Below are 26,395 nucleotides of genomic sequence, written 5' to 3'. Positions count from 1 at the left end.
TCAATTGTTTGCTTTGTTTACTACATATTCAACTATCTGTTCCATAGTTTCCATTTTTTGCGCATCTTCATCAGGAATCTCTATACCAAATTCTTCTTCAGCTGCCATGATTATTTCAACTGCATCTAAACTATCTGTGCCATGGTCTGAAAGCTTTGAAGAACTACTAAATCCCTCTACATCCTTACTGATGTGCTCTAGTATAATCTTCTTTACTTTTTCTTCTATATCTTCTCTAGTGCTTTTTGCCAATTCGTTCATTTCTTACTAAAAAATAACCTATTCTCTGATGTTATAAGAAATTTTGATGTTTGCAATAGCTTTTATGATTATATAAACTATTAAAAACTTCCTATCTCTTAGCACTCGATAGTTAATAAATTTAAAAATGCTAGACGAAACAACAAAAAATTTGCTTGTTGTAGAAGTGAATAAGCTCTTACCTGAAAATAGCGAGAATAAACTTATATCAGCTATGCGTTATGTACTTCTTGCTCCTGCAAAACATATACGTTCTTTTTTAGTTATAGCATCTTCGTCGATATTCAACATAAAGGTTGAAAAAGCAATAACAGCAGCAGCAGCAATTGAATTTATTCATGCTTACTCCCTAATTCACGATGATCTGCCATGTATGGATAACAGTGACACTCGAAGAGGCCAGCCAAGCTGCCACAAAAAATTTGGTGAAGCAACAGCAGTACTGGCCGGAGATGCATTACTTACCCTGGCTTTTGAGGTATTATCTTTGTTAAATTGTGAGATCATAAAAGTGCTCTCTCAAGCAATAGGAATGAAGGGAATGGTGGGAGGGCAGATTTTAGATATAGGTGCAGATTTTGACAAAATAAAAGAAATTCATTTGATGAAAACTGCAAAACTATTTGCAGCTTCATGTGAAATAGGGGCTATAATAGGAGGCGCTACAGACAAGGAGCGGGAAGCATTATATAACTATGGAATAAATCTAGGGCTTATTTTTCAAGCCAAGGATGATATCGAAGATTATGAGCAAGATAAAACAAACAATTTAATGTCCGTGCTTGGAAAAAATGAAATGGAAAACTATATAGATAGTCTCTTTAAACAGGCCTCAGATAATTTAAGTACGCTTTCAGGGAATACTAGTGACTTATATGATTTATTGAATCAAGTAAAAAAAGATGGTTAGAAAAATTATATTACAAATGTTTATCTCTGTAGTAATGATTCTCACTTTAGCTTCTGCTTTTATAATTACGATTGTTTATATAAACAAAGATAAACCAGAGAAAAGGGAAAAGCTTTACGAAATAAATGCTACACATGGTGGTTTGACACAGATGATAGCAAGTTATTTGGTCAGGCCGATACTTGAATCAGCTCTTGATCGTTATATTGAAAAGCATGGGTTAGCAGAATATTTAGAAGAAATAACACAGCAAAAAGAAGAAGAGATGATAAACTTTTATGAAATTACTGAAGGTAGTGGCAGTAAAGTTTTCTGTGGCCAAGAAGTTCTGCTACAAATGTACAAAGTCTCCAACAACCTAGCAACGCTACTTCCGACTGATGTCAATTTGAAAATAGGTCAGGATTACTTAAAAGAAGTGAGTTTAGGGGTAATAGGTATGAAAGAAGGCGGAGAGCGTGTAGTTACTATTGCTGCTGATGACAACAAAATGAGTTTTAACTCTTATTACATCAAACTGATTGAAGTAAAAGATAAATATCCCGATTCAGTAAATAACCTGATGATTTTTAATGACTTAATTAACAAAACTGGAAAGCGAGTAAAATGTGGCGATGAGATATCAGTTCAATATAGCATAAAGAGACATAATGGTGAGTATATAATCAAAGATCAAATAGTGCAGTTTAAGGTTGGTGACAAAAAAATACCACTTGCTATAGAACTTGGAGTTGTGGGAATGAGGGCTGGTAATAAAAGAACAGTTCTTTCTCCACCTGATCTTTTAACTGGTATATTAATAAAAGAAATAGATTTTGATGAAGAAAATATCTCAATAATTGATTTAAGCTTGAATTCTACTATTGAAAAATAGCTTAAAGAATTACGAAGTAAGAAAAAATAAAACCTCTTGAATGCTCTATATTACTTAAAGCAGGCTTCCTCTAAAGTATAAATTTAGATAAATCAAGCTGTTTTGAAATTGACTCTAGTTTATCTCTTACATATTTGCTATCTATAACAAATTTTTCACTATTTTTTTCAGAAGCGATAAAACTTATTTCATCCAAAAGCTTCTCCATGACAGTATGAAGTCTTCTTGCACCTATATTTTCCACTTCTCTATTAACTGTAAATGCTATTTCAGCTATAGTCTCTATACCATCATCAGTAAACTCAAGTGTTACATTTTCCGTTTTCATTAACGCTATATACTGTTTTAACAAACTAGATTCTGGTTCCTTTAATATTTTTATTAGATCCTCTTGAGTAAGCGCCTTAAGTTCCACTCTAATTGGCAATCTACCCTGTAATTCTGGTAAAAGATCAGATGGCTTAGATAAATGAAAAGCACCAGATGCAATAAATAATATATAGTCTGTTTTTACGGGGCCATACTTAGTTGAAACAGTTGTTCCCTCAAGTAATGGTAACAGATCGCGCTGCACTCCTTCTCTGTTGACTTCACCTTTTATTTCTGTACGTGCTGCAATTTTATCTATTTCATCTAAAAACACTATGCCTTCATTGCTAACAAGATCAATCGCTTCTTTGATTATCTTGTCTTCATCCATTAACCTTTCGCTTTCTTCATTAATCAATATTTCACGTGCTTCTTTCACTTTAACTGTAATAGTTTTTGTTTTTTTGTTCCCATTAAACATCTTACCCACTATTTCTGTTACGTTCATCACGCCAATTTGCCCACCTGGCATACCAGGTATATCAAAAGTGGGTAGCATACCCTTGCTCTCCCTGACGTTAATAGAAACTTCTCCATCTTCAAATTCCTTATTTCTCAGTCTTTCTCTGAAAACTTTTTTGCTTTCCTCGGTTGCATCTTCACCAACCATGGAGTTGACTATTATCTTTTCAGCCAAACCTAAAGCTTTTTTAGTTAAGGCTTTACGTGCTTTTTCCTTAACTAAAACTATTGCTGCGTCAACTAAATCACGTATTATCGAGTCAACATCACGTCCAACATATCCTATTTCAGTAAATTTCGTTGCTTCAACTTTTATAAAAGGTGCACCAGCAAGCTTTGCTAAACGGCGAGCTATTTCAGTTTTACCAACTCCCGTATGGCCTATCATGAGTATATTCTTAGGTATAATCTCTTCACGTAGTGGAAGTGGGACTTTATTTCGACGCCAACGATTTCTGAGTGCAATAGCAACAGCGCGCTTTGCATCATTCTGCCCGATTATAAATCTGTCTAATTCTTTAACTATCTTCTGTGGTGGTAGATCATCTAATAAAGCTTGTGAGCTTTGAATGCTGCTACTTCCTGTACCTTCATTTTCATAGAGGCTATTTTTCTCATTATAGTCATCATTATTATCAAATTGACCTACTACAGATTGACTAGAAAAATTATCACACAAAGTTCTTGACATATTACTCCTCTATTTTTTCGATAATTAGATTATGGTTTGTATAAACACATATATCGGCAGCTATCTTCATAGCCTTTTTTGCAATCTCCTCTATTGATATTCCTTCAACGTCAATCAAAGCTTTTGCTGCAGATAAAGCAAAATTTCCTCCAGAGCCAATGGCTGCAATGCCATCTTCAGGTTCAAGAACATCACCCGTTCCTGTAATGACCAATGAAATGGACTTGTCTGCCACGATCATCATAGCTTCTAATTTTCTTAGATATTTATCCATTCTCCAGTCTTTTGCAAGTTCAACACATGCCCTCATTAACTGTCCTGGGTGCTTATCAAGTTTAGATTCTAGCCTTTCGAAGAGAGTAAATGCATCAGCTGTTGCTCCAGCAAAACCGGCAATTACGGAATCACCAGAAAGACGCCTAACTTTTCTTGCTCCAGATTTTATAACGGTATGGCCTAGCGAGACTTGCCCATCACCTATTACTACTACATTTTTGTCTCTTCTAATTGACAGTATAGTAGTACCATACATTTTACTGCTGTCATGATGAATCATTTTTTTGTTATTTTAATTCGTTATATTATATTAAGATTATAACTTATAATATAGTACTTTTCTTATAACATTTAAAGTGTAGATGCAAAACATAATTCATCCAAATCTGGAAAAAGATATAAATAATTGGTTCAAAACAAAATTTAATGGTTTTACATTACCATTTTATAGCTCCATAGATCTTAGGAATTCAGGCTACAAAATTGCTCCAGTAGACGCCAATTTATTTCCTGCAGGGTTTAATAACCTAAGTGAAGTATCAAAAGCGATAGCAGCAAAATTGATAAAAAGCTACTTCGAAACAAAACAATATAAAAAGGCCCTTATAATACCGGAGAATTACACACGAAATAAAATGTATATAGAAAATGTATTTGCCATAGAAAAGGTAATGCAACTCGCAGGTTTTGAAACTAGAATTGGCCTCTTTCATAATGAAACGTACAATTTAATAGAACAGTATGAAACTGTTGTGAAAGAAAACTCTTTGCTGAAGACAACTTCAGGATTTGTGCCTGATATTATTATACTGAACCGTGATATGACGAGCCACATTCCAGACACGCTAGAAAACGTAAAACAAGAGATAGTGCCAAGTCCATTATATGGCTGGCACAGTAGGCAGAAATTTCAATATTTTGAAATCTATCAAAAATTAGTGTCCGAATTTTGTGGCGAATTTAAAATGGACCCATGGCTTCTTTCTGTGCTTACAGAAAGCTGTAATGGAGTTGACTTTAATGATGATTCATCACTAGGAGCAGTAGCGACTAAAGTTGACCAAATATTATCTCTAGTGCAAAAAAAATATGAGGAATATGAAATAAAAACACAACCTTACGTTTTTATCAAAGCAAGCAATGGCACATATGGAATGGGCATTATAACAGCAACAAGTGGAAAGGAAATATTAAATCTCAATAAAAAAAAGCGTCATAAAATGAAAAAGATAAAAGAAGGAATAGCAATCAATAGTGTTATTATACAAGAAGGTGTACCAACTATTGACATATTTAAAAGTAGTTCTGCAGAACCGCTAATATACTATATAGGAGATACTCCAACATGTTACTTATACCGATGTAATAGCAGGAAAGATGTATATTCTAGCTTGAATTCCACTGACTGTGAATTTTATGACATCAGCCAAGAAAATAAAACTTTGCCACTTTGGAATATTGTTAGCAAATTAGCAGTGCTAGCATTGGCAGTAGAAATTAAGTCTTTTCATCTCGAATAATTAATTTCTACAATGCTGCCATTATGCTGAATATGGTGAGCGTCATCAAGTCCAGTAGAAGGATCAGTACCATTATTAGGTTGATTGACAAACTTATCGATGTTTGATACTAGATATGCTATACTTAGTATCAAACTAACCGTAACAGTTAAGTTGAAATTATAGATTATGCCACCACCCAAGTCTATCGGTATAGTTGCAATTTCCATTCTTTTTAATATGAAGCTTAACAAGCCCAATGACAAAGTGAATGTGCTAAACATAACATTCTTCTTGCATTTAGCAAGCTCAGCTTCACATTTCGTAAGTTCGTCATCACCCTTTTTGTATTTTTTACATGCTTCTTGATATTTTTTATGCACTTCCTTATATTCTTCGCACTTATAATAACAGCTTACGAATTCTGAAAATAGAAATAGAACTGCTGATGTTAAGCTAATATAACTTATTACATCCTTGTTGTTTCTAGCTAAGAAATGAATGATTTTTGCCTGCATCAATATTCCTATGATACAGCTTGCCAAGTACGCTGAGTTACCTACAACCTGTATTGGTTTTTCAGGTTTATTTTCCTCTTCACCATTCGCAGGTTTCTTAGATTTATATCCAGCTAAATTGAGACCAAAATGAAGAGCAAATATTATTGATGTTGGTAGTTTTATGAACTTAGAAATATCTAATATAGTACAAATATTGGATCTGTTGTTATCAATAAACTCGCAACAGAATTGCAATGAAATTTTACACAATATGCCTGTTAAACCTACTGCAATACAATACATCTTTCTAATATCATGATTGTGAACATCATGTATACTTTCTATAAATGTATTTGGCTTACCTTTTGGCATAAGTAGATAATAAAATAATAACTTTTTAATATTATACTATAAAAATCTAAAAAGAAAAGTGCTATAAATCAGTACTTTGAGAGTGATCTAAACATAAATCGGCCAAGCACTTGATAAATAAGAGATCAGTACTGAGAGTTGGTACGCGAAAGTAATATCCGTCTTTGATAATTGCTTTATACTCTATATCAAGTTCAACCAGTGTTTCAGAATGCTCAGAAACAAAAGATATAGGTGATAAAACTACAGGTATATTATCGTCTTTCGCGCGTGATAGCTCACTTTCAGTGCTAGGCTCCAACCATTTTACAGGGCCAACCTTACTCTGATAACATATTCCCCAATCAAGATCTTCAATATTCAATTTTTTTACTATTAATTTTACTGTTTTTTCTATCTGTGAAGCGTAAGGGTCGCCTTTTTTAATGATACTAAGAGGTAAGCTATGAGCCGAGAATAGGACTCTTGGCTTACCGATTTTGCTAGCTAATTTATAATATTTAGACGTCAGATTAACATGAGCTTCAATAAAGTCTTCATTGTCATAATAATGGTGAATTGTTTTTGTGTTACATTCCAGTTTGGCATTTTTTTGCCAATTCTCGATGGATGATAGAGTTGTGGTGGTTGAATATTGCGGATATAGTGGTAACAGAATGATTTCGTCAGGATCGAATTGCTTTACGCTTTTAACAACTTCATCAGCAAATGGATGCCAATAACGCATGCAGATGAATATCTTATATACATGGTTTCCATTTTCATTTAATTTTAGTTCTAAAGCATCAGCTTGTGCTTTCGTATTCTCCAAGATTGGCGATTTACCTCCAATGTGCTCGTATATTTCTTGTGCAGTACTTTCTCGCCTTTTGGAGATAAACTTTGCTAAAAGGAAGCGAAAAGGATTTGGTAGATTTATTATTCTTTTATCGTAAAAAAGATTAAATAAGAAAGGACGGACCGCACTTAGTGAATCAGGTCCGCCTAGGTTAAATAAGATTACTGCCTTCTTCACTGACAGCACCTTTCTTCAGGTTTGCCTATAAAATCAGCTACACACTCATCAAGTTTAGTTACAGGCACTAAATTTCTTACACTGGCATACAATAGATGAGCAGATCTCTTCATGTTACTCTGTGTAGATGCAAAGCCTCTATCGAAAACCACATCAACACAAAAACTTGGCACTGCTTCAAGAAGTTCAACAGCAGCCAAAGATATCATTATGCAGCTTTGTAGAGCCTTCAGAAAAATCGTAAGGGGGAAAAGTAAAACCTTAACAAAAAGAGAGGGAGGACTTTCATTCATTAGTTGTCCTGGATTAGGAGAATTATATTCAATATGCTGTCTGTTTTTATCAAAGATAGGAAATTTTATAGTGTCTTTCTTAAATTCCTGCTCTATTTGTTCCTCGGTATAATTTTCATTATTAGTCATTTTTTTCAATAACTTTTCACGCAAGTAAAAGGTTCTCACAACAAAACATGTTGCAACCATCAGTGCAGCACATATAAGTGCGCACTCGATAAGGCTTATGTTGCCTACCATAGCTGGTAATACAAAGCAAAAAAACAGCGGTATGGCAATCATTTCACCAAATGGAACAACGTTCCTTTTCATCCCAAAAGCGGCACCTTCTTTTAATTTTGTATTATTGTGTAAGCTATACTCTAAATAACTTAAAAATGCCAAATTAAAGGTTAAAAAACCTTTTGTTCCGCAGAAAATTGATGATTTAAGATTATTCACTAGTTTCTTACGACAGTAAACCATAAACTACCCCTTGATGTTTTATTCTTGACTATAAATAAAAAATCTCTTTGATGGAACAAAAATTCACAATAAAGTAAATATACGATCTTAATATAAGGGAATGATATGGCAATTGAGAGAACACTTTCGATATTAAAACCTGATGCAGTAAAAAATAATATTACAGGCAGTATAAATTCTTACATTGAAAAATCTGGACTAAAAATTATAGCACAGAGAAAGATGCTGCTGACAAAAAAACAAGCAGAGCTGTTTTATGAAATTCATAAGGATAGGCCTTTTTTTGGAGAGTTGGTGGAATTTATGACTTCTGGGTCTGTGATAGTTCAAGTTTTAATCGGTGAAAATGCAGTCAGTAAATACAGACAAATCATGGGTGCTACAGATCCAAAACAGGCAGATAAAGGTACAATTAGGGGTGATTTTGCTAATGATATTAGTGAAAATAGAGTGCATGGTTCTGATAGTCTAGAGAATGCTCATAGAGAAATAGCTTTCTTTTTTGCTGAATGTGAATTGGTGTAGTTTTACCTTTTTACATATTAAATTTCTGAATTTTATGTTGAACTGTATAATACTAGCCCAATTTTTAGTTTAAGCAATATTAAGGGAAAGCTTTTTCATGCACAGTATAGATAATATTTAAAATGGATCATGTTGTTAACGCTTATAATAGATCTGAAGCTTCTATAGTTAGAGGAGAAGGAGTATATCTCTTCGATAAGGATGGTAAAAAATATTTAGACTTTGCTGCAGGAATTTCTACAACCTCTCTAGGGCATTGTCATCCATACATTACAGATAAACTGAAGGAGCAACTGGATTCATTATGGCACTGCTCTAATATTTTTACTATTCCTCAGCAGGAAAGGCTTGCTCAGCGTTTAACAGAACTTACCTTTGCCGATAAAGTTTTTTTCTGCTCAAGTGGACTTGAAGCAACAGAAGCTGCAATTAAATTTATTCGCCGCTATTTCTACTTAAATGGACAAGAAAAGCGCAGTCACATCATTACAATTGAAGGAGGTTTTCATGGCCGCAGTATTGCTGCAATTTCAGCTGGGGGAAATGAAAAATCACGCGAAGGTTTTGCTCCACTCCTTTCTGGTTTTGATAAAGTTCCAAGAAATAACATTGAAGCATTAGAAAAGAAAATCAATAGCGAAACAGCTGCCATATTTTTAGAGCCCATACAAAGTGAAGGCGGAGTACATCCATTGGACGTAGAGTATCTTAAAAAAGTAAGAGAGATAACAAAAGCTCAAGGAATAATTTTATGCTTTGATGAAGTGCAATGCGGATATGGACGGATTGGCTCTCTATTTTACTATCAAAATATAGGAGTTGAACCTGATATGCTCACTTGTGCGAAGGCTATGGGTAATGGATTTCCTCTGGCTGCATGTTTAGTAAAAGATTATATAGCAGAAGCAATCACTCCAGGAACTCATGGGTCAACTTATGGAGGTAATCCACTTGCCATGACTGTTGGTAATGCAGTACTCGATGTAATGCTAAAGGAAGGCTTTTTTGACCATGTTAAGAAGGTCAGTAAATATCTAAAAGAAAAGTTGTTGCCTTTGACTGAAGAATTTCCGAAGATCATTTCAGAAGTTCGTGGGGAGGGTTTATTGATAGGGATAGAGCTTAGAGTACCTTTGGCTGATAAAATTGTTAAACAATCTCTTGACAAAGGCTTAATAATGACTAATATTTTAAATAATAAGGTAATAAGAATAACTCCTCCACTTGTTGTTGAGAGTATGCATGTGAATGCAGTGTGTGATATATTTCATGATTTATTTTTTTATATTAAAGATATATAGACTTGCAAATGCTTCTTACAACATATAAAATCAACTCTGTTTCTATATCGCAATAACATCATACTTTAATGGATTGGTTATTGATTTCAGTATTGTCAGCAATTTTCTTCTTGTTGATCTTATCGTTTTTGTTTTCAGGAGCAGAAATAGGGTTAACCTCAATTAGCCGCTCCCGAGTTAATAAACTAAAGCTAGATGGCAATAAAAGAGCTAAGATAATAGAACGCTTGTTGAATACAAAAGAATTAACAATAGGAACAATATTACTGTGCAATACAATTATTAACATTACTTGTTCCGCTTTATTTACAGCAATATTTATACATTTCTTTGAAAGTGAAGGCATCTTTCTTTCAACATTCATGATGACGTTTTGTATTTTGCTATTTTGTGAAGTTTTACCAAAAACTTACGCCATGCAAAATCCTGAAAAATTTACATTGCTTTCTTCTTATTTTATGCTGTTTTTTGTCAAGATTCTTTCTCCATTGACATTAGGCATTCAGTTTATTGTCAATCTCATTCTGAAGTTATGTGGGCTTCATAAGAATAGGGAGGTAATATCTGCAGCAGATGCAATGCGTAACATGATTACTCTTCATCGCAGTGAAGGAACTATGTTACAACAGGATTTAGATATGCTAAGTAGTATACTTGATTTGGCTGAGACAGAAATATCACAGATTATGACTCACAGGAGAAGCTTATTTTCTCTTGATATAGATCGAAACAAAGAGGATTTAATAAGAGAGATTTTAACCAGTAGCCATAGCAGAGTACCTTTATGGCAAAAAGAACCAGATAATATTGTTGGAGTGGTTCACGTGAAAAATCTAATAAATGCCTTGCGTGAAAAGGATAATAAAATAGAGATTGCCAAAGTTATGTCAAAGCCTTGGTTTATACCAGAAAGTACGCCACTCAGTGTACAACTTCACAACTTCCGTAAAAACAGGAAACACCTTGCATTTGTTATTGATGAGTATGGAGCACTACAGGGAATCGTAACTCTTGAGGATATACTGGAAGAAATAGTTGGAGAAATTTCAGATGAACATGATTTGATCACAGAGAATTTTATAAAAAAGATATCCGATAATATGTATCACATAGAAGGAAAATCTACTATTAGGGATATTAATAGACAGTTACATTGGGATCTTCCTGATGAAGAAGCTACAACTCTAGCAGGTATGATTGTAAACGAGATAGAGCGCATTCCTGAAGAAAATGAAGAGTTTTCCATGTACGGTTTTTACTTTAAGATTTTAAAAAAAGATAAAAATATTATTACTATGATTGAAGTACAAGTAAAAACTGATAATACTGTAGTAGCAATTAATTAGTTGGGTTCTATGGAAGATACATTAAAAATAACGGCTGAAGATTTGAAGAACTATATAGAGAGAATAGAAAAACTTGAACAAGAAAAGAGGGATGTGCAAGATCACATTCGTGATGTATATGCAAAAGCTGCAGATGAAGGTTGGGATATAAAAGTGATGAAACAGATTATTAGGCTAAGAAAGATGGATGATGATGACAGGGAGGAACAGGAAATATTACTTGATACCTACAAACGTGCATTGGGAATGAATTACGAAGGTGAATAGTAGGATTGTAATTGGAATAAGTGGAGCATCTGGTTCTATTTACGGTGTACGGATTCTAGAGGCACTAAAAAATACCAATCATGAAACTCATTTAGTGATCAGCAGTGCTGGAAAAATAACTATAGCTCATGAGATTAAAGAAAAACTTGAAGATATTATGTCGCTTGCAGATTTTTACTATTCTGAAGAAAAAATAGGAGAAAAAATAGCAAGCGGCTCATTTAAAACCTCAGGTATGGTTATTGCTCCATGTTCTATGAAAACAATGTCTGAAATAGCATCGGGGGTGACTTCCAATCTATTAACAAGGGCTGCAGATGTAACTCTAAAAGAAAGAAGAAAATTAGTTCTTATGGTGCGAGAATCTCCACTACATCTTGGACATCTACGAAATATCTTAAAACTAACGGAGATGGGAGCAATTATTGCTCCGCCGATGCCTGCTTTTTATATTAAACCAAAATCTTTGGATGATATTGTAAATCATTCTGTTGGTAAAGTATTGAATTTATTTGATATCGCATTACCTGACTTCGAGGAGTGGCAAGGAAATGTCAATTATTATTAACGGTAAAAAAACAGCAAATGATCTCTGTGAGGAGCTATCAAAAAAAATTGATATTTTAAAGAAAGAGTATAATGTTTTTCCTTGTCTTAAAGTAATTCTCGTGGGTAGCAATCCAGCAAGTCAGGTCTACGTTCGTAATAAACAAAGAAAAGCAGAATCAATAGGCATAAGTTCTGAAACTATTGTTTTGCCTGATAGTATCTCAGAAGATGAATTGATTGAAAAAGTTAATACATTAAATGAAGATTCATCTGTGCATGGAATTTTAGTTCAGTTACCTTTACCAAAGCACATCAGTGCAAGCAGAATAATTAATACAGTAAGTGTTGAAAAAGATGTAGATGGCTTTCATGATGAGAATGTTGGCAGGTTAGTTAAAGGTGAAAAAAATTGTCTGATACCTTGTACTCCCAAAGGTTCTTTGCATTTAATTAAGTCAGTTGAAAATAATCTGTCCGGTAAAAATGCGGTAATCATTGGCAGATCAAATATTGTGGGTAAGCCAATGTTTCACCTATTGTTGCAAGAAAATTGCACTGTTACCATCTTGCATTCACAAAGTAGGGATTTAGCTGATTATTGCTCTAAGGCGGATATAGTAGTTGCAGCAGTTGGAAAGCCAAATTTTGTTCAACCAGATTGGATAAAAAAAGGTGCAATAGTGATTGATGTTGGCATAAATAGCATTAACATAGGAAATCAAAGTAAGCTTGTGGGTGATGTTGACTTTGAGGGAGTAAAAGAAAAAGTCAAAGCTATTACTCCAGTGCCTGGTGGAGTTGGCCCGATGACAATAGCATTTCTTATGATCAACACTTTAGTTGCTGCTTGCTTACAGAAGGGAGTTGATCCTTCTGATTTTATTGCTTAAGGTTTAGCTTAATGTTAGCATAAACAGAATACCTTTGCAAATAGCACATATATAGCACCAAGCATACAACTGTGTATAGGGATTCAAAGTGTTCATAGCTTAAAAATTATAACGTATACCTACTTCTATGATTGCATCTGGTTTTTTCATCGGTGGTTTAAAGCCACTTAATTGACCGCTTGCAGCAATAGCAACTGTGCCAACTATCTGCGGAATAATTTCACAATCAACACCTAACTTTACTTTATAGGAAATAGCACCCAGTATTTTATCTAGTGTTTCATTTTGACCTGCGGCTGCAGCTACAGTTGCAGCCGAATTTGGAGTGTTAACTGCATTTGTATCCTCACCAAGACCAAAAGATGGCAATATTCGAATATATCCACCCAGTCCTATACTAGCATATAATTTAATAGGATCAATTTCAAGATCAGGATAGTAAAGGTAATTTGCCAACAAACTAGCTCCTACTTTCCTTTTTTGTTTATCAGTTATATCACTTATGTTAGCAAGAACCTCAAGTTCAAACTTAGAATTTTTGTTATGATGATAACCAAAGACAACGTTAGGGTTCAATTTAAAGCTTTCACCCCATCGAGTCCCAAAGTTTAAACCTACATAACCTACATAGTAATGATCTTCGTACTGGTCTTCATATCGATCTTCGTATTGATCTTCACAATGATCTTTGTGTTGATCTTCATACTGATCTTTGTACTGGTCTTCATACCGATCTTTGTACTGATCTTCTAACTCACTTGTACCATTACTAGCTGTACTTGCTAAAGCAATCAACACAGCGAACACTTTCATCGTTCTCATATAATTCATACACATTACTTCCTTAAAACAGACTGGAATAAGTGTTCAAACATGCTAGCAGCAAGTTTTGAGCATTGCTTATGGTTACACCTAACCATTAAACATGTACACAATGCCATCCAGCATTAAAAACTATAACGTACTCCTACTTCCAGCATCGCATCTGGTATTTGTTTTGCTTTTAAACCACTCAGTTGCCCGCCTACGGTTAAAGCAGCTGTACCAACTATCTGTGGAGCAACTTCATAATCAACACCAACCTTCAGTTTGTACGAAATAGCACCCAGTATTTTATCTAGTGTTTCACTTTGAGTATCAGCTGAACTTATAACTTCAGTTTTAGGGTTAAATTCTGTACTTTTAGCTTTAGGTGGTTTATTTTCATTAACTTTAGTTGGTTTATTTCCAGCTGTACCAGAGCCAAAAGGTATTACTTGGAGATATCCACCTAAACCTCCACTGACATATAGTTTCACAGGATCAATGTCAACGTCAGGATAATAACGGTAATTTGCTAATAAACTAGCTCCCATTTTCTTATCTTCTGCACCAAACATATCACTTACGTCAGTGAGAATCTCAAGTTCAAACTTAGAGCTTTTATCATAATTATAACCAAAAACTAAGCCAGGTTTTATTTTTAATCCAGTGCCCCATCCACCACCAAAGTTTAAACCTGCGTAGTACTGCTCTTTTGCACTATTACTAGCTGCTTTATTACTAGCTGCACCTGCTAGAGATGAAGTGAGCAAAACAGCTAAAACACACAATCCTTTTATTTTCATATAACTACCCATACAAAAAAATATATAATGCACAAGTATATATCCTTTATATTAAAAAAGATATAACCGCATATCAAAAAAAGTATACCTACGAAATTAGGGACATGCTACTCAAAATTTTTATATAACTATGTTTACTACCTTATTTGGTACAGCATATATAGTGCGAATTTTGCTTTGATCGATTTTGTTAGATACAGAATCTGTTGCTATTTTCTTCAATTCTTCTTGAGGTAAATCAGTTTCTACTTTGATAGTCGCACGCAACTTTCCATTAATCTGTACTGCCACAGTTACCATATTATCAATTAGTAGTGATTCATCAGCTTTTGGCCAAGGTTGCATATATAGCATGCCTTCGCCTCCTATTTCTTGCCATAAATTTTCAGCCAGGTGTGGCATTAATGGCTCAATTACTCTGATTAGTATGCATATACCTTCATCAATAAGAGATTTTCCAGTTTTTACGTCTATTTCAGCTATTAAATTTGTCATTTCACGAAACTTTGCTACCACACAGTTTAATCTGCAGTTTTCCAAGTCATCTGTAAGTCCGTGTAAGAGTTTGTGGATTTTTTTTCTGTACTCTAGGAGTTTACCTACAATGTTTTCATTATCATAGTGTATGTTTACGGTCCTAAGTTGCACTACCATACGCCACAATTTATTTATGTAGCGAAAACAACCTTCCACTCCATCATCAGACCATTCCATATCTTTTTCCGGAGGAGTGTCAGATAATACAAACAAACGAGCAGTATCAGCACCGTATTTTTCTATGATAAAGTTTGGGTCAACTGTATTCTTCTTTGACTTACTCATCTTTTCGACTTTTCCAACTTGGATCTTAGCACCCTTCGCAATCAACTCTTTTGCTTCTTCGGGAAAGAGCCATTTGCCATTCTCATCTTTATAAGTTATATGGCAGACCATTCCTTGAGTGATTAAAGTAGAGAAAGGCTCTTTAACGTCAAAATAGCCACATTTAGTTAAAGCACGGCAGAAAAACCTTGAGTAAAGCAAATGTAGAATTGCATGTTCTATTCCACCTATGTAATAATCAACAGGCATAAAACGATTACAAGTATCTTTATTAATCGATTTATTTTCACTGCAAAATGCAGCAAAATACCAAGAAGATTCAAAAAAAGTGTCAAATGTATCAGTTTCACGTTCTGCTTGCTTTCCGCACTTTGGACAATCAACAAATTTCCAGGTTGGGTGCTTATCCAGGGGATTACCACCACTTGTAAATTCTACATCCGTTGGTAGAACAACAGGGAGGTCTTTTTCTGGAACTGGAACAATTCCACAATCTTTACAATGTATAATAGGTATAGGACATCCCCAATAACGTTGCCTTGAAATTCCCCAATCGTGTAGACGATAGTTTATTGTTTTCTTACCTATTCCTTTTTCTTCAAGTTTTTTTATGATTACTTTTTTTGCCTCATTAATCATTAGTCCGTTTAAGAATTCAGAATTGAACATCACTCCATCACCGAAGTACGGTTCTTTTAAGATCTCTGTGCTCTCTTCACAAACTACAGGAATAATCGGTAAACCATACTTCTGTGCAAATTCAAAATCACGCTGATCATGTGCAGGGCAACCAAAAATCGCACCTTCTCCATACTCCATCAACACAAAATTCGCTATATAAAGTGGTAATTCTTTATCAAGAAATGGGTGTTTTACGTTTAATCCAGTGTAAATTCCTATTTTTTCATCATTCTCCCCCTTTGCCTTCATATTACCAATAAAGTCTCTTATTTCTTTGTCCTTAAGGTCTTGTACAATAGGGTGCTCTGCTCCTACTGCAAGAAAAGAAGCTCCAAATAAAGTATGAGGAGAAGTTGTAAAAATCTTTAACTTCTTATTCAAGCCAAATATTTCAAAATCTATAGTTGCCCCTTCAGATTTTCCTATCCAGCGCTCTTGCATAGTTTTGACTTTTTCTGGCCAATTTTTTAAACTTTGCAAACAATGAAGCAAATCTTCAGCAAAATCAGTAATCTTTAAAAACCATTGGAATAACTTACGTTTTTCAACAACTGCACCTGATCGCCATCCTTTTCCATCAACCACTTGCTCATTTGCAAGCACTGTTTGGTCCACTGGATCCCAATTAACCCACGACTCTTTTCGATAGGCAAGACCATGCTTTAAAAAATCCAGAAAAAATTTCTGTTCGTGTTTGTAATAATCAGGCTCACATGTGGAGAGCTCACGATCCCAATTGTATGAAAGACCTATAGATTTTAGCTGCGTGCGCATATTATCTATATTATCTTGTGTCCATGCTGCAGGGTTAATGTTATTGTCCCTTGCTGCATTTTCAGCTGGTAATCCAAACGCATCCCAGCCAATTGGGTGCAAAACCTCAAATCCACGAGCTCTCTTGTAACGTGCTATAACATCTCCTATTGCATAGTTACGCAGGTGCCCCATATGAATCTTACCAGATGGATATGGAAACATTTCCAACACGTAACATTTCTTCTTTTTACTATCTTTGCTTACAGAAAAATCCCACTTATTTTGGTAGAATTTTTCAACGTTTTTAAAATCATATTTCATAAATTCAATCACAGTTTATATGTACTAAAGGATCGACTGCTTGACCATTATGTCTTATTGTGAAACACATCTGCGGATCTTTATCTTGTGTGCTTGATTTACCTGCAGATCCAATTACTTGACCTTGTTTTACTTTATCACCAATTTCAACTTGTATGTTTTTTAAATAGGAGTACATAGTCATGTAATTATCTTTATGTTCCACTATAATTAAATTTCCGTACCACCTCAGGCCTTTGCCTACGTATATTACTTTGCCAGGTGCAGAAGCAATAACCTTTGTTCCACTTTGAGCAGTAATTTTTATGCCATCTTGACATATTTTATCAGAAGAGGTAACTGCACCTTTAACCGGTATTACAAATTTACACATGCTTTGTGCATTATTGTTATATACCTTATCTACAAAGGCTTTTCTACTTTCTTTTCGCAGCGAAGAATCAACATTTTCTTTAATCAAATGATACTCCCTTGTGTACTCTAGGTCTCTTTTCCCATAAAATTCTTCGCCTTTAAGTAGTACAGGTGCAGGTTTTTGCAGGCCACAGCTTATCAGTATTGCTGATAATATAAAGAACAAGGCTATACGACACATACACTTATCTCTAGATATATCAACTTTCACAAAACTTTATAGTGTTTTTCGTCTATTTATTACTTTCTTCATTTATTTTATCAGTCAAATAGTCTCTTAAATCGGTAAGTTCTTTCAACAAATTTCTTGAATAATGATCAATTCTTACATCGTTACCAAATTCCTTTTGTACTCCTTTTATTGTATATCCTTTGTCATATAGCATATATTTTATTTTCTTTATTGCCTCTATACACTTATGATCATATAGTCTTCTTCCCTTCCGTTTTATGGGTTTAATTTGATGGAATTGACTTTCCCAGAATCTTAAAACATGCTGCTCCAAATGTAGTTCTTCAGCTACTTCTCCAATTGTGTAAAATAATTTTTCCTTATTCATCGGTTGTTTATTAATTTCTTCATCATTTTTGAAGGTCTAAAAGAAATTGATTTTCTCGCTTTAATTACTACCCTTTCCGATGTCTTTGGTATATTTCCTGGTCTTTCTTTCTTGTTTTTAACCAAAAATGTTCCAAATGAAGATATTTTTACTATTCCATCCTTTGCTAAGCTCGTTTTTATCTCATCCAATATGTCATCTATTATTGCAATAGAGTCTTCTTTCGATAATCCAATTTCCTGGTTTATACATTCAGCTATTGTTGCCTTAGTTACTGTTGTGTCTTTTGTTGTCATAATTTATTACAGTATGTTAATATAATATAACAATCGACTCAAGATTCAGCTACTTTATTTTTATAGTATGTTTCTTTTGTAGCATAATTAAAAATACTAGCAAATGTTAACATTGCAAATATTGTGAAAAGCGCCATTTGATGATCTGAAAAAAGTGCTAAAATTGACACTAAAATTCCACTCATAACAAACATAAATCCATTGATAATGGATGATGATGTGCTAATATACTTCTGCTCAACAATCTCACTACCAACAGTAAAATTAAGCATATGTCCTCCTGCAAAAAAACCAAACATTAACATACAAAAGTATATAATATGAACTGTTAAATTACCGCATAGTAAAATAATAGCTGAAATACTTTGCAATGTGGCAAAAGCAGAGATTACGTGCCTTCTATTTTTAAATAGATTTGAGATTAGATCTGCAATTGGAGCACCAACTGCAAGACCAAGCCACAATATTGCAGTTGCCACACCTAACTCCATTGTATTGAGTTCTAAGTTGCTTAGTAACCTTGGTGCCCACAGCATATTAAGCGCTAAAAATGTTCCAAAAGTAATAGCACCCACTATTGAGGTTATCCAGATATCTCTTAATTTTAGCACTGTTAGTACAGAACATATTACTGTTTTTATAGAGCTCTTTATTGTGTATTCCCCCAAATTTTTTTTTGAAAGTCCTTTCGGATAAAAAAACATAAGTACGAATATCGATACGCCAAATAATATTACGCATACAATAAGATTTTTCCAATCTGCACCTTCGGCAAGCAAGCTAGAGAAGCACATTTGAATCATCAAAGCAGAAAGACTTGAAATTGTCTGCACTAGTGAGAACATCAGTCCAAATTGAGTAAGGGGAAAATATGTGCTACTTACATGAGCAGCGCCAACAAAACCAAACGATGCTCCAATTGCGATCAAAAATTGAGATAAAATTAAATGGGCAAAATTGTCACTCTTGATAAGGACAAAAAAACCAAAGAGCATGATTGACAACGAGAAAAAATAAATTTTTTTGCTGGAAAAAACATTAAACATTGCCCCACTAAAAAATTGTGAGATAGCAAAAGTCCAAGTATATGCTGAATTAGCTAGTGCAACTTGCGCAATCGTGAGCCCAAGTTCTTTTTCAAGATTCACACTTATAAAGGTGTAGATTATCTGCATATTGCTGAATATAACAATTAAGTTGCTGATCAGCCAAATGAACCAAGCTTTATTTTCCATAAGATTTTTTATAAATAGTCCATTGATAATAAACCTCTTTTAGGCTCTGATTATTGTTAAAACAGTTGCAATTATAGTATGATATAAAAGCTATGAAACAACAAATTTGTTGTGAGATTTAATTTGTTAGAGTCTGTACATAATCTCAAGAAAGAAATAAGTTCAACAATCATTACCTATAAGATAAAAGGTGAAAATTTGAAATTATCATGAACTGGCTCATTTTTCTGCCACTTAGATGATGTTTTTTCAAATTGTTGATAAATCAAAGTCAGTTTAGCTATTAATTATTCATCTTTTTTCTAATTATGCAGTGGATCTATTATTAAACCTTTCAATAATACTTTTTATTTTTGCTGCCTCTTCAAACTCTAAATTTTCAGCATGCTTCAACATTTGCTTTTTCAAACTATTTAGATCATCCTTGCTAAAATTCTCAATCACCACTTTTTCCTGTAAAGTATTTGATATAGGCTTTATTATAGTTTTTGGTACAATATTATGCAGTGTATTATGCTCTGTCTGTTTCTTTCTTCTCCTTTCAGTTTCTTTCAGTGCACGATCCATAGAATTAGTAATTTTGTCTGCATATAAAATTACTCTGCCTTCAACATTTCGTGCAGCACGACCTATCGTTTGAATGAGCGAAGTCTCTGATCGTAAAAACCCTTCTTTGTCAGCATCTAAAATTGCAACCAATCCACACTCGGGAATATCAAGACCTTCCCGCAACAAGTTAACGCCAACAAGAACATCTATTTCTTTAGATCTTAATTTGCATATAATTTCAATTCTTTCCAGTGCACCAATATCTGAATGTAGGTAAGTTACTTTCATACTGAGCTCACTCATATGCTCAGCTAGCTTTTCAGCCATTTTTTTTGTCAATGTGGTAATTAGAATACAAAATCCTTTTTTTATTGTTACTTGCGCCTCGTGAATCACATCATCAACCTGACTCTCTGTTGGTTTTATGGTGCAGATGGGATCTGTCAGTCCTGTTGGGCGGATAACTTGCTCTATAAATGCGTGATTAGTCTTTTCTAATTCATATTTTCCTGGAGTAGCCGAAACGTAAATAGTCTGTGGCCGTATTGCCTCCCACTCTTCCAATTTTAATGGACGGTTATCAAAAGCAGAAGGTAGCCTAAAACCATAATCTATCAATTTCTTTTTACGTGCTTCATTACCGCTATACATTGCACCTATCTGGGGAACGGTTACATGGCTTTCATCAACAAATAAAATTACATCTTTAGGTAAATACTCAAACAATGTAGGCGGTGGATCTCCGGCTTTCATTCCGTAAAGATAACGCGAATAATTTTCAATACCTTTACACACTCCCGTTGCCATCATCATTTCAATATCAAAATTAGTACGCTGCTCAAGGCGTTTTGCTTCAACAATTTTGTTCTGTGAATAGTAATAATCCAGGCGTTCATGTAGTTCTTTTTTAATCAATTGAACTGCTTGCAAAAGAGTCTCACGTGATGTAGTGTAATAGCTATTTGGAAAAATGGTGACTGTATCTATGCATCTGATAATATTGCTGTTCATGGCATCAATCTCAGAAATTTCCTCTATTTCATCACCAAACAATGATAAACGCCAAGCTTTATTTTCATAATAGGCAGGAAATATATCAATAATATCGCCGCGCACTCTGAAATATCCTCGCTCAAATCTGACATCAGAACGTTTATATTGGAGATTAACTAAATTATTCAGAAAGTCATTAACATGAATCTTATCTCCAGCACTTAAAGTCAAGGTCATGCTGAGATAGCTCTCAGGCGAACCAAGACCATATATACAAGAAACACTCGCAACTACAATCGTGTCCCTACGCTCCAAAAGAGAGCATATAGCAGAATAGCGTAGCATATCAATTCTTTCATTTATTAAAGAGTCTTTTTCAATATAAGTGTCTGTTTGTGGCGAATAAGCCTCAGGCTGATAATAATCATAATAAGAAATGAAGTATCCAACAGCATTGTGAGGGAAAAATCCTCTCATCTCCTCGTAAAGCTGCGCCGCTAAAGTTTTATTATGTGCCATAATTAATGCAGGCCTGTTTGTTCTTGCAATAACATTTGCCATAGTGAAGGTTTTTCCAGAACCAGTAACTCCAAGCAAAACCTGATCTCTTTTATTACTATTTAACCCTGCAACTAAGTTGTCTATTGCCTGTGGTTGATCTCCAGCTGGCTGAAAATGTGTAACTATTTGAAATTCCATACCTTTATATTTTCATAATGTATTTATTACTATACAATACATTTGCTAGTGTAAATAAGGTATGAAAGAATGAACATAAAAAACTCTATTTTTTCTTTTTATAGAGCCTGCTCCAAATCCTGTTGTTGGTTAATACAAAAAACACCGTCAAAATTATAAAATATGTCACTATTTTTAGCCCAAGTTTATGTCGGCGCTCCAGTTCTGGCTCTGCTGCCCATTGTAAGAAATTTACCACATCATATGCCATATTTTCAACTGTGGCTTGCCTTGTACCATCATATTCTACCATTCCTTCAGAGAGTGGTGGGGCCATAGCTAACCTGCCTGTTGAAAAATATGGATTAAAATATAAACCGTTCTCATCATGTTCACCGTTTTGATAACCAATTAGTAGTGAATAGACATAATTTGCACCATCATGTCTTGCTTTGACAATTAATGATAAGTCCGGTGGAATTGCTCCATTGTTGCTTGCTGCAGCTGCTTCTTTTGTGTCAAAAGGTGCAATAAAATAATCCGAAGACACTCCCGGCCTATCAAACATTTCACCCAAATCATTCGGACCATCTTTAACTTGGTAAGAGGCTGCAATTTGTTTTACATCCTCTTCAGAAAAACCAACATCTTGCAAATTACGAAACGCTATTCTATTCATTGAATGGCAAGCAGCACAGACTTCCTTGTATACTTTATAGCCACGCTGAATTGACTCTCTATCGAAAGATCCAGTAATTCCATCAAAACTCCAGTCGATTTTCTTATTTGGTAAAGGTTTAAACTCCTCTGCAGACAAAGAATTAGTGAGAAGTAATATACAAAATACAGCAACTTTAATCAACAGCATCACTTCATCTCCGGAACGGAATCGCTTATTGTTTTCGGTAATTTTTTTGGTTTCTCATACTTACTAAGTAAAGGTAAAACTATCACAAAATATGAAAAATAATAAAGAGTTGAGAGCCTACTTAAAGTAATGTAAGGCTCCTTAATTTCTTGTCCCCCAAGCCAGGCAAGAAATGCAAAATTTATTGCAAAAACCCAAAAAAATTTCTTAAATAATGGGCGATAAGCACCACTTTTAACCTTTGATTTATCAAGCCAAGGCAAAAGAAACCACACTAAAATAGATCCAAACATGGTAAGTACACCAATAAGTTTATTTGGAATTGAACGCAGCATCGCATAAAAAGGTAAGAAATACCACTCTGGCACTATATGTACTGGAGTTACCATAGGATCAGCCTCTATATAATTATCAGGATGCCCAAGATAATTAGGGGCATAAAAAACAAATGCAAATAAAATTATAAAAAATAAACCAAAAGTTATGCAGTCCTTTGCTATATAGTAAGGGTAAAAAGGAATGGTATCCTTATCTGACCTGACTTCTATTCCACTTGGATTATTAGAGCCAAACCTATGCAGAGCAACAACATGCAACATAGCTAAAGCGATAATAATGAAAGGCATAAGATAATGCAGCGCAAAAAAACGATTGAGCGTTGGATTATCAACAGAGAAACTTCCCCATAGCCATATAACTATTTTATCACCAATTAAAGGTATAGCCGAGAATAAAGTAGTTATAACTGTTGCACCCCAAAAACTCATTTGTCCCCATGGAAGAACATATCCCATAAAGGCAGTTGCCATCATTGCAAAAAATATAAATATGCCAATAAACCATACCATTTCTCGCGGTCTCTTATAAGATCCGTAATATAATCCACGCATGATATGAACATAGACCACCATAAAGAAGAGTGACGCCCCAACAGCATGAGTATAGCGTATTAGCCATCCGTAACTTACGTCACGCATTATACGCTCCACGCTATTAAACGCGTAATCAACATGCGGAGTATAGTGCATAGCAAGAAATATACCTGTTATTATTTGTAAAATCAGCGCTATACCAGCCAAAGAACCAAAATTCCAAGCATAATTTAAATTTTTTGGTACTTGATAAGAAGCAATATGTTTTAGAAAAGAAAATATAGGCAGTCTATATTCTATCCAACCTAATATACCTTTTTCTTCTATTATTTCTTTTTTGCTATCATCTTCCATAACTTAAAGCTTTGTCATCTTAACTCATTGTATTGTAACAATTTAACGCTAATAAACAATAAAAAGTTTAAGTTTAAAGAGTAGATTTCACAAAAACAAGCACTCAAATTTGAGTGCTTGTTTTAAAGGGACTTTTGATGATATACACCTTTAGATATTGTTGAATTGCTTAATGAACTTCGAGGACATTGATAAAGTTTTTCACAATTACTAAGTGCCATCTTGACATTTCTTTCTATAGCACTAACCTTTCTTTCTTTAATTTGCTCCAATGTCAAAAGCGAATTATCCAGTGGCATTGAATATCTTTCCCCTGTGAATTTACTGATTGCTATAGCAGTTAGCAGAATTGCTCCATTACAATCAACTTGTGAAGAACCAATTGAGCTTCCAGTTGAATGTGCAATAGATTGCTGTGCAGGAGGTAAAGCAGGGGCACTCTGAAATAAGCTACTGAGTGCAGCAGTTGTTGAAGTTCCCATCCAACTAAATACACTATTAATAAAAGAAGAAGGTCTTACTGCACTACTTGGTGCAAGAGTAGTATCACCTGGGTTTACATTGGCACTCTCTGCTTCTGCAACAATCTCTTTTATCGTTTTACCGGGATAAAATAACTTAACATAATCTGATGGTGTCTCGTTCCTTATATCCTTAACATTATCAATATCAGCACCACTATCGTATAACAGCTTCATTATTTTTGGACGTTTTAAACTAATAGCCAAATATATAGGTGTTTGTCCCTGTTCGTTTTGAACATTGACATCAGCACGATATTCAATAAGAAGCTCAACTATTCTTGAGTAGTTTTTTTCAATAGCAGCATGTAGGCATGAATTTTGTGAATAAGCAAGAAGATCAAATTTGCCGTTTGGGCTAGCACCATGTTTAAGTAAGACCTCCACTTTTTCCGGACTATTCTTGTCTATAGCCCAACCTACAAGAGTGCGTTTTTTATCAGCATATGAAAAATAACCACTAATGCTTGCTCCTTTATCGATTAGAAGCTCTATCATTTTTTTGGTGCCCTTTGTAACAGCATAGTATATAGGAGGCACACGAAAAAAGTCCTCAATATTAACATCTGCACCATTCTCAATTAAAAACCTCATCATTTCTAAATCTTGTTTACTAACAGCAATCGATAAAGGTGAGTTACCATTTCTATCTTTAGAGTTAATAACATTAGTAGTATGTGTCTTTCCTTCTCTAATATACTCCTCAGCTTTTTGAAAATCACGTTCCTTTACTGCAGAACGTAACCCATCTCTCCATTTTTCAACTTCTGTTTTTGTAACCATAACCCTCCTAAAACCTCAGTTATGGATTAGCCGATAAAGAAAGGCATAGAAATAGAAGGCTTTTTGGACTGCATGGAGTAGGAAATCAGAACAGAAAAAACATGAATTAGGAAATTTGTTGGCGATCTATGTCTTGTATGCTCAATCTCAAATTTGTTTTTCAAGGAATCAAAAACAGTCTCAATAATCGACCTTTTCCTTAATAAAATCTTCTCTTTAAGTGAAATTAGTGCGTTTTTCATACCTTTTTTTACTTTAGTGACTAACTTTAGGCCTCTATCGAAGAGTTTCTCAAAAAGCTCTTTCTTTATATAGCCCTTATCTCCAAACAAAAGTCCGGTCAGTCTTTTAGTGAGAGTTGGTAAAGGTTTTCTGTCATCAACGTTACCTTTGGTTAGGGTAAGTGCTTGAATTTCACCAATTTCGTTAATCACTAAGTGCAACTTGAAGCCAAAAAACCAACCATACGTACTCTTACTAATTTCTGCTAGATGATTAAAAACTTTATTCCTAGAGATCCTTTTTTTGTGGCAAACGGCAATCGTAGAGGTGTCGATGTAGGAAGTGCCGGTCATTTTCGCTTGTTCACAGAACCATTGCAAAAGTAATGCTAAATACCACAAAACTCGCGGCTTTAAGGCAATAAATCTGTGATATGAAGGCAGCTTTGAAAACTCTGATCTATAGAATAACTGAAGATAACAAAGATAAAAAGCCTTGAAGTTTTTACATGGTGATTTATGGTATAACAGGATTATGGTTAGAATTTCTGAGTGCGCTATTTCTGGTACTCTGGTTGGTTTTTTGCCGTTTGATAAGAACCTATTTGCAAAATTATCATCTACCGCACGACAAAAATCCTCGACGCAACAGTACAGTTCTGTAATATCTTTCTTCATGGGTAACCTCTTATTATTACTAAAATACTCGAGTTTACCCTGTTTCCCTCTTCTTAGTTATACTTTTATCTATTTTCTAATCCATAACTGAGGTCTAAAGGATAAAATTTTTGCCCTTATACCACATAATTTGGGCATATGCTAGTGAAATTTATATGTAAAATTAAAAAAAATTTACAACGTAAGAGATTGTTATTTGATCACGTGCTACATTTAGTTTTTGTACAAAACACCATAAGCCTCCTTAGTTTGCTTAAATTGCTTAGCAGCTTATTCTCAACATATAAGAGCTTTAACTTAAAGAGGATTATACGAAAATAA

Annotated in this window: 27 protein-coding genes; 9 read left to right on the top strand and 18 right to left on the bottom strand. The window is 34.3% G+C overall.

Annotated elements, in window-relative coordinates:
* Positions 1-261, bottom strand: a complete 261-nt coding sequence (gene acpP / locus WP_RS03785; protein ID WP_007302173.1) for an acyl carrier protein — start codon at positions 259-261, stop codon at positions 1-3.
* A gap of 127 nt (positions 262-388) precedes the next feature.
* Between acpP and WP_RS03780 the strand changes: the two genes are divergently transcribed.
* Positions 389-1,171 (top strand): polyprenyl synthetase family protein, encoded by a 783-nt coding sequence (locus WP_RS03780; protein ID WP_006014603.1) that lies wholly within the window; start codon positions 389-391, stop codon positions 1,169-1,171.
* The gene (locus tag WP_RS03775) at positions 1,164-2,045 is read left to right on the top strand and encodes an FKBP-type peptidyl-prolyl cis-trans isomerase (RefSeq protein WP_007302172.1); all 882 of its coding nucleotides are present in this window, start codon (positions 1,164-1,166) and stop codon (positions 2,043-2,045) included. The genes WP_RS03780 and WP_RS03775 overlap by 8 nt, the downstream gene beginning before the upstream one ends.
* A gap of 70 nt (positions 2,046-2,115) precedes the next feature.
* Here WP_RS03775 and hslU read toward each other — a convergent pair whose 3' ends face one another.
* Together hslU and hslV are read right to left on the bottom strand one after the other, a co-directional pair.
* Positions 2,116-3,567 (bottom strand): ATP-dependent protease ATPase subunit HslU, encoded by a 1,452-nt coding sequence (hslU, locus tag WP_RS03770; RefSeq protein ID WP_007302171.1) that lies wholly within the window; start codon positions 3,565-3,567, stop codon positions 2,116-2,118.
* 1 nt (position 3,568) lies between these two features.
* Positions 3,569-4,123: an ATP-dependent protease subunit HslV gene (gene hslV, locus WP_RS03765; RefSeq protein ID WP_012481904.1), complete on the bottom strand. Its 555-nt coding sequence runs from the start codon at positions 4,121-4,123 to the stop codon at positions 3,569-3,571.
* An 82-nt stretch (positions 4,124-4,205) separates the two neighbouring features.
* On the opposite strand from hslV, the gene gshA reads away from it, so the two are divergent.
* Positions 4,206-5,363: a glutamate--cysteine ligase gene (gshA, locus tag WP_RS03760; RefSeq protein ID WP_007302169.1), complete on the top strand. Its 1,158-nt coding sequence runs from the start codon at positions 4,206-4,208 to the stop codon at positions 5,361-5,363.
* Here the strand turns inward: gshA and WP_RS03755 are convergent.
* The 3 genes from WP_RS03755 to WP_RS03745 all read right to left on the bottom strand — a co-directional run bounded on the left by WP_RS03755 (position 5,351) and on the right by WP_RS03745 (position 7,987).
* Positions 5,351-6,214 (bottom strand): hypothetical protein, encoded by an 864-nt coding sequence (locus WP_RS03755; RefSeq protein WP_007302168.1) that lies wholly within the window; start codon positions 6,212-6,214, stop codon positions 5,351-5,353. The two genes, gshA and WP_RS03755, sit on opposite strands and share 13 nt — an antisense overlap.
* A gap of 61 nt (positions 6,215-6,275) precedes the next feature.
* A complete protein-coding gene (hemH, locus tag WP_RS03750) occupies positions 6,276-7,229 on the bottom strand; it encodes a ferrochelatase (RefSeq protein ID WP_007302167.1) in 954 nt (317 codons plus the stop codon).
* Positions 7,226-7,987 (bottom strand): hypothetical protein, encoded by a 762-nt coding sequence (locus WP_RS03745; protein ID WP_012481903.1) that lies wholly within the window; start codon positions 7,985-7,987, stop codon positions 7,226-7,228. The genes hemH and WP_RS03745 overlap by 4 nt, the downstream gene beginning before the upstream one ends.
* 105 nt (positions 7,988-8,092) lie before the next feature.
* On the opposite strand from WP_RS03745, the gene ndk reads away from it, so the two are divergent.
* The 6 genes from ndk to folD all read left to right on the top strand — a co-directional run bounded on the left by ndk (position 8,093) and on the right by folD (position 12,865).
* Positions 8,093-8,512: a nucleoside-diphosphate kinase gene (gene ndk / locus WP_RS03740; RefSeq protein ID WP_007302165.1), complete on the top strand. Its 420-nt coding sequence runs from the start codon at positions 8,093-8,095 to the stop codon at positions 8,510-8,512.
* 122 nt (positions 8,513-8,634) lie between these two features.
* A complete protein-coding gene (locus tag WP_RS03735; protein WP_007302164.1) occupies positions 8,635-9,813 on the top strand; it encodes an aspartate aminotransferase family protein in 1,179 nt (392 codons plus the stop codon).
* Positions 9,814-9,881: 68 nt separating this feature from the next.
* On the top strand, positions 9,882-11,159 hold the full coding sequence (locus tag WP_RS03730) for an HlyC/CorC family transporter (protein ID WP_007302163.1): 1,278 nt from the start codon (positions 9,882-9,884) through the stop codon (positions 11,157-11,159).
* 9 nt (positions 11,160-11,168) lie between these two features.
* Complete coding sequence (locus WP_RS03725; RefSeq protein WP_007302162.1) at positions 11,169-11,426, top strand: DUF2312 domain-containing protein; 258 nt, start codon at positions 11,169-11,171, stop codon at positions 11,424-11,426.
* Positions 11,419-11,994 carry a UbiX family flavin prenyltransferase gene (locus WP_RS03720; protein ID WP_007302161.1) on the top strand — a complete coding sequence of 192 codons (576 nt, stop codon included), beginning with the start codon at positions 11,419-11,421 and terminating at the stop codon, positions 11,992-11,994. Before WP_RS03725 ends, WP_RS03720 begins: the two co-directional genes overlap by 8 nt.
* Positions 11,978-12,865, top strand: coding sequence for a bifunctional methylenetetrahydrofolate dehydrogenase/methenyltetrahydrofolate cyclohydrolase FolD (folD, locus tag WP_RS03715; RefSeq protein ID WP_007302160.1), 888 nt, complete (start codon positions 11,978-11,980; stop codon positions 12,863-12,865). The genes WP_RS03720 and folD overlap by 17 nt, the downstream gene beginning before the upstream one ends.
* Before the next feature lie 99 nt (positions 12,866-12,964).
* Here folD and WP_RS03710 read toward each other — a convergent pair whose 3' ends face one another.
* From WP_RS03710 to WP_RS03655, 12 genes are all read right to left on the bottom strand, one after another.
* Complete coding sequence (locus tag WP_RS03710; RefSeq protein WP_012481902.1) at positions 12,965-13,702, bottom strand: hypothetical protein; 738 nt, start codon at positions 13,700-13,702, stop codon at positions 12,965-12,967.
* A 110-nt stretch (positions 13,703-13,812) separates the two neighbouring features.
* On the bottom strand, positions 13,813-14,472 hold the full coding sequence (locus WP_RS03705) for a hypothetical protein (protein ID WP_007302158.1): 660 nt from the start codon (positions 14,470-14,472) through the stop codon (positions 13,813-13,815).
* Positions 14,473-14,592: 120 nt separating this feature from the next.
* Positions 14,593-17,052 carry a leucine--tRNA ligase gene (gene leuS / locus WP_RS03700; RefSeq protein WP_012481901.1) on the bottom strand — a complete coding sequence of 820 codons (2,460 nt, stop codon included), beginning with the start codon at positions 17,050-17,052 and terminating at the stop codon, positions 14,593-14,595.
* Between the two features lie 4 nt (positions 17,053-17,056).
* Positions 17,057-17,647: a murein hydrolase activator EnvC family protein gene (locus tag WP_RS03695; protein ID WP_007302156.1), complete on the bottom strand. Its 591-nt coding sequence runs from the start codon at positions 17,645-17,647 to the stop codon at positions 17,057-17,059.
* Between the two features lie 52 nt (positions 17,648-17,699).
* Positions 17,700-18,026, bottom strand: a complete 327-nt coding sequence (locus WP_RS03690) for a MerR family transcriptional regulator (protein ID WP_012481900.1) — start codon at positions 18,024-18,026, stop codon at positions 17,700-17,702.
* On the bottom strand, positions 18,023-18,322 hold the full coding sequence (locus WP_RS03685) for an integration host factor subunit alpha (protein WP_007302154.1): 300 nt from the start codon (positions 18,320-18,322) through the stop codon (positions 18,023-18,025). The genes WP_RS03690 and WP_RS03685 overlap by 4 nt, the downstream gene beginning before the upstream one ends.
* Positions 18,323-18,360: 38 nt before the next feature.
* Positions 18,361-19,557 (bottom strand): MFS transporter, encoded by a 1,197-nt coding sequence (locus WP_RS03680; RefSeq protein WP_007302153.1) that lies wholly within the window; start codon positions 19,555-19,557, stop codon positions 18,361-18,363.
* 306 nt (positions 19,558-19,863) lie between these two features.
* Entirely contained in the window at positions 19,864-21,798 is a 1,935-nt protein-coding gene (gene uvrB, locus WP_RS03675; RefSeq protein ID WP_007302152.1) for an excinuclease ABC subunit UvrB, read from the bottom strand.
* Positions 21,799-21,883: 85 nt separating this feature from the next.
* On the bottom strand, positions 21,884-22,645 hold the full coding sequence (locus WP_RS03670) for a cytochrome c1 (protein WP_007302151.1): 762 nt from the start codon (positions 22,643-22,645) through the stop codon (positions 21,884-21,886).
* Entirely contained in the window at positions 22,645-23,871 is a 1,227-nt protein-coding gene (locus WP_RS03665) for a cytochrome b (protein WP_007302150.1), read from the bottom strand. The genes WP_RS03670 and WP_RS03665 overlap by 1 nt, the downstream gene beginning before the upstream one ends.
* Positions 23,872-23,993: 122 nt before the next feature.
* Positions 23,994-25,175, bottom strand: coding sequence for an ankyrin repeat domain-containing protein (locus WP_RS03660; protein ID WP_007302149.1), 1,182 nt, complete (start codon positions 25,173-25,175; stop codon positions 23,994-23,996).
* A 26-nt stretch (positions 25,176-25,201) separates the two neighbouring features.
* On the bottom strand, positions 25,202-26,074 hold the full coding sequence (locus WP_RS03655; RefSeq protein WP_007301954.1) for an IS982-like element ISWpi16 family transposase: 873 nt from the start codon (positions 26,072-26,074) through the stop codon (positions 25,202-25,204).
* Positions 26,075-26,395: the final 321 nt, after the last annotated feature.

Origin of the sequence: Wolbachia endosymbiont of Culex quinquefasciatus Pel (assembly GCF_000073005.1) — a bacterium.
GTDB lineage: Bacteria > Pseudomonadota > Alphaproteobacteria > Rickettsiales > Anaplasmataceae > Wolbachia.
The sequence above is the reverse complement of the archived record's forward strand: the minus strand, read 5'-3'. Positions and strand labels throughout refer to the sequence as shown.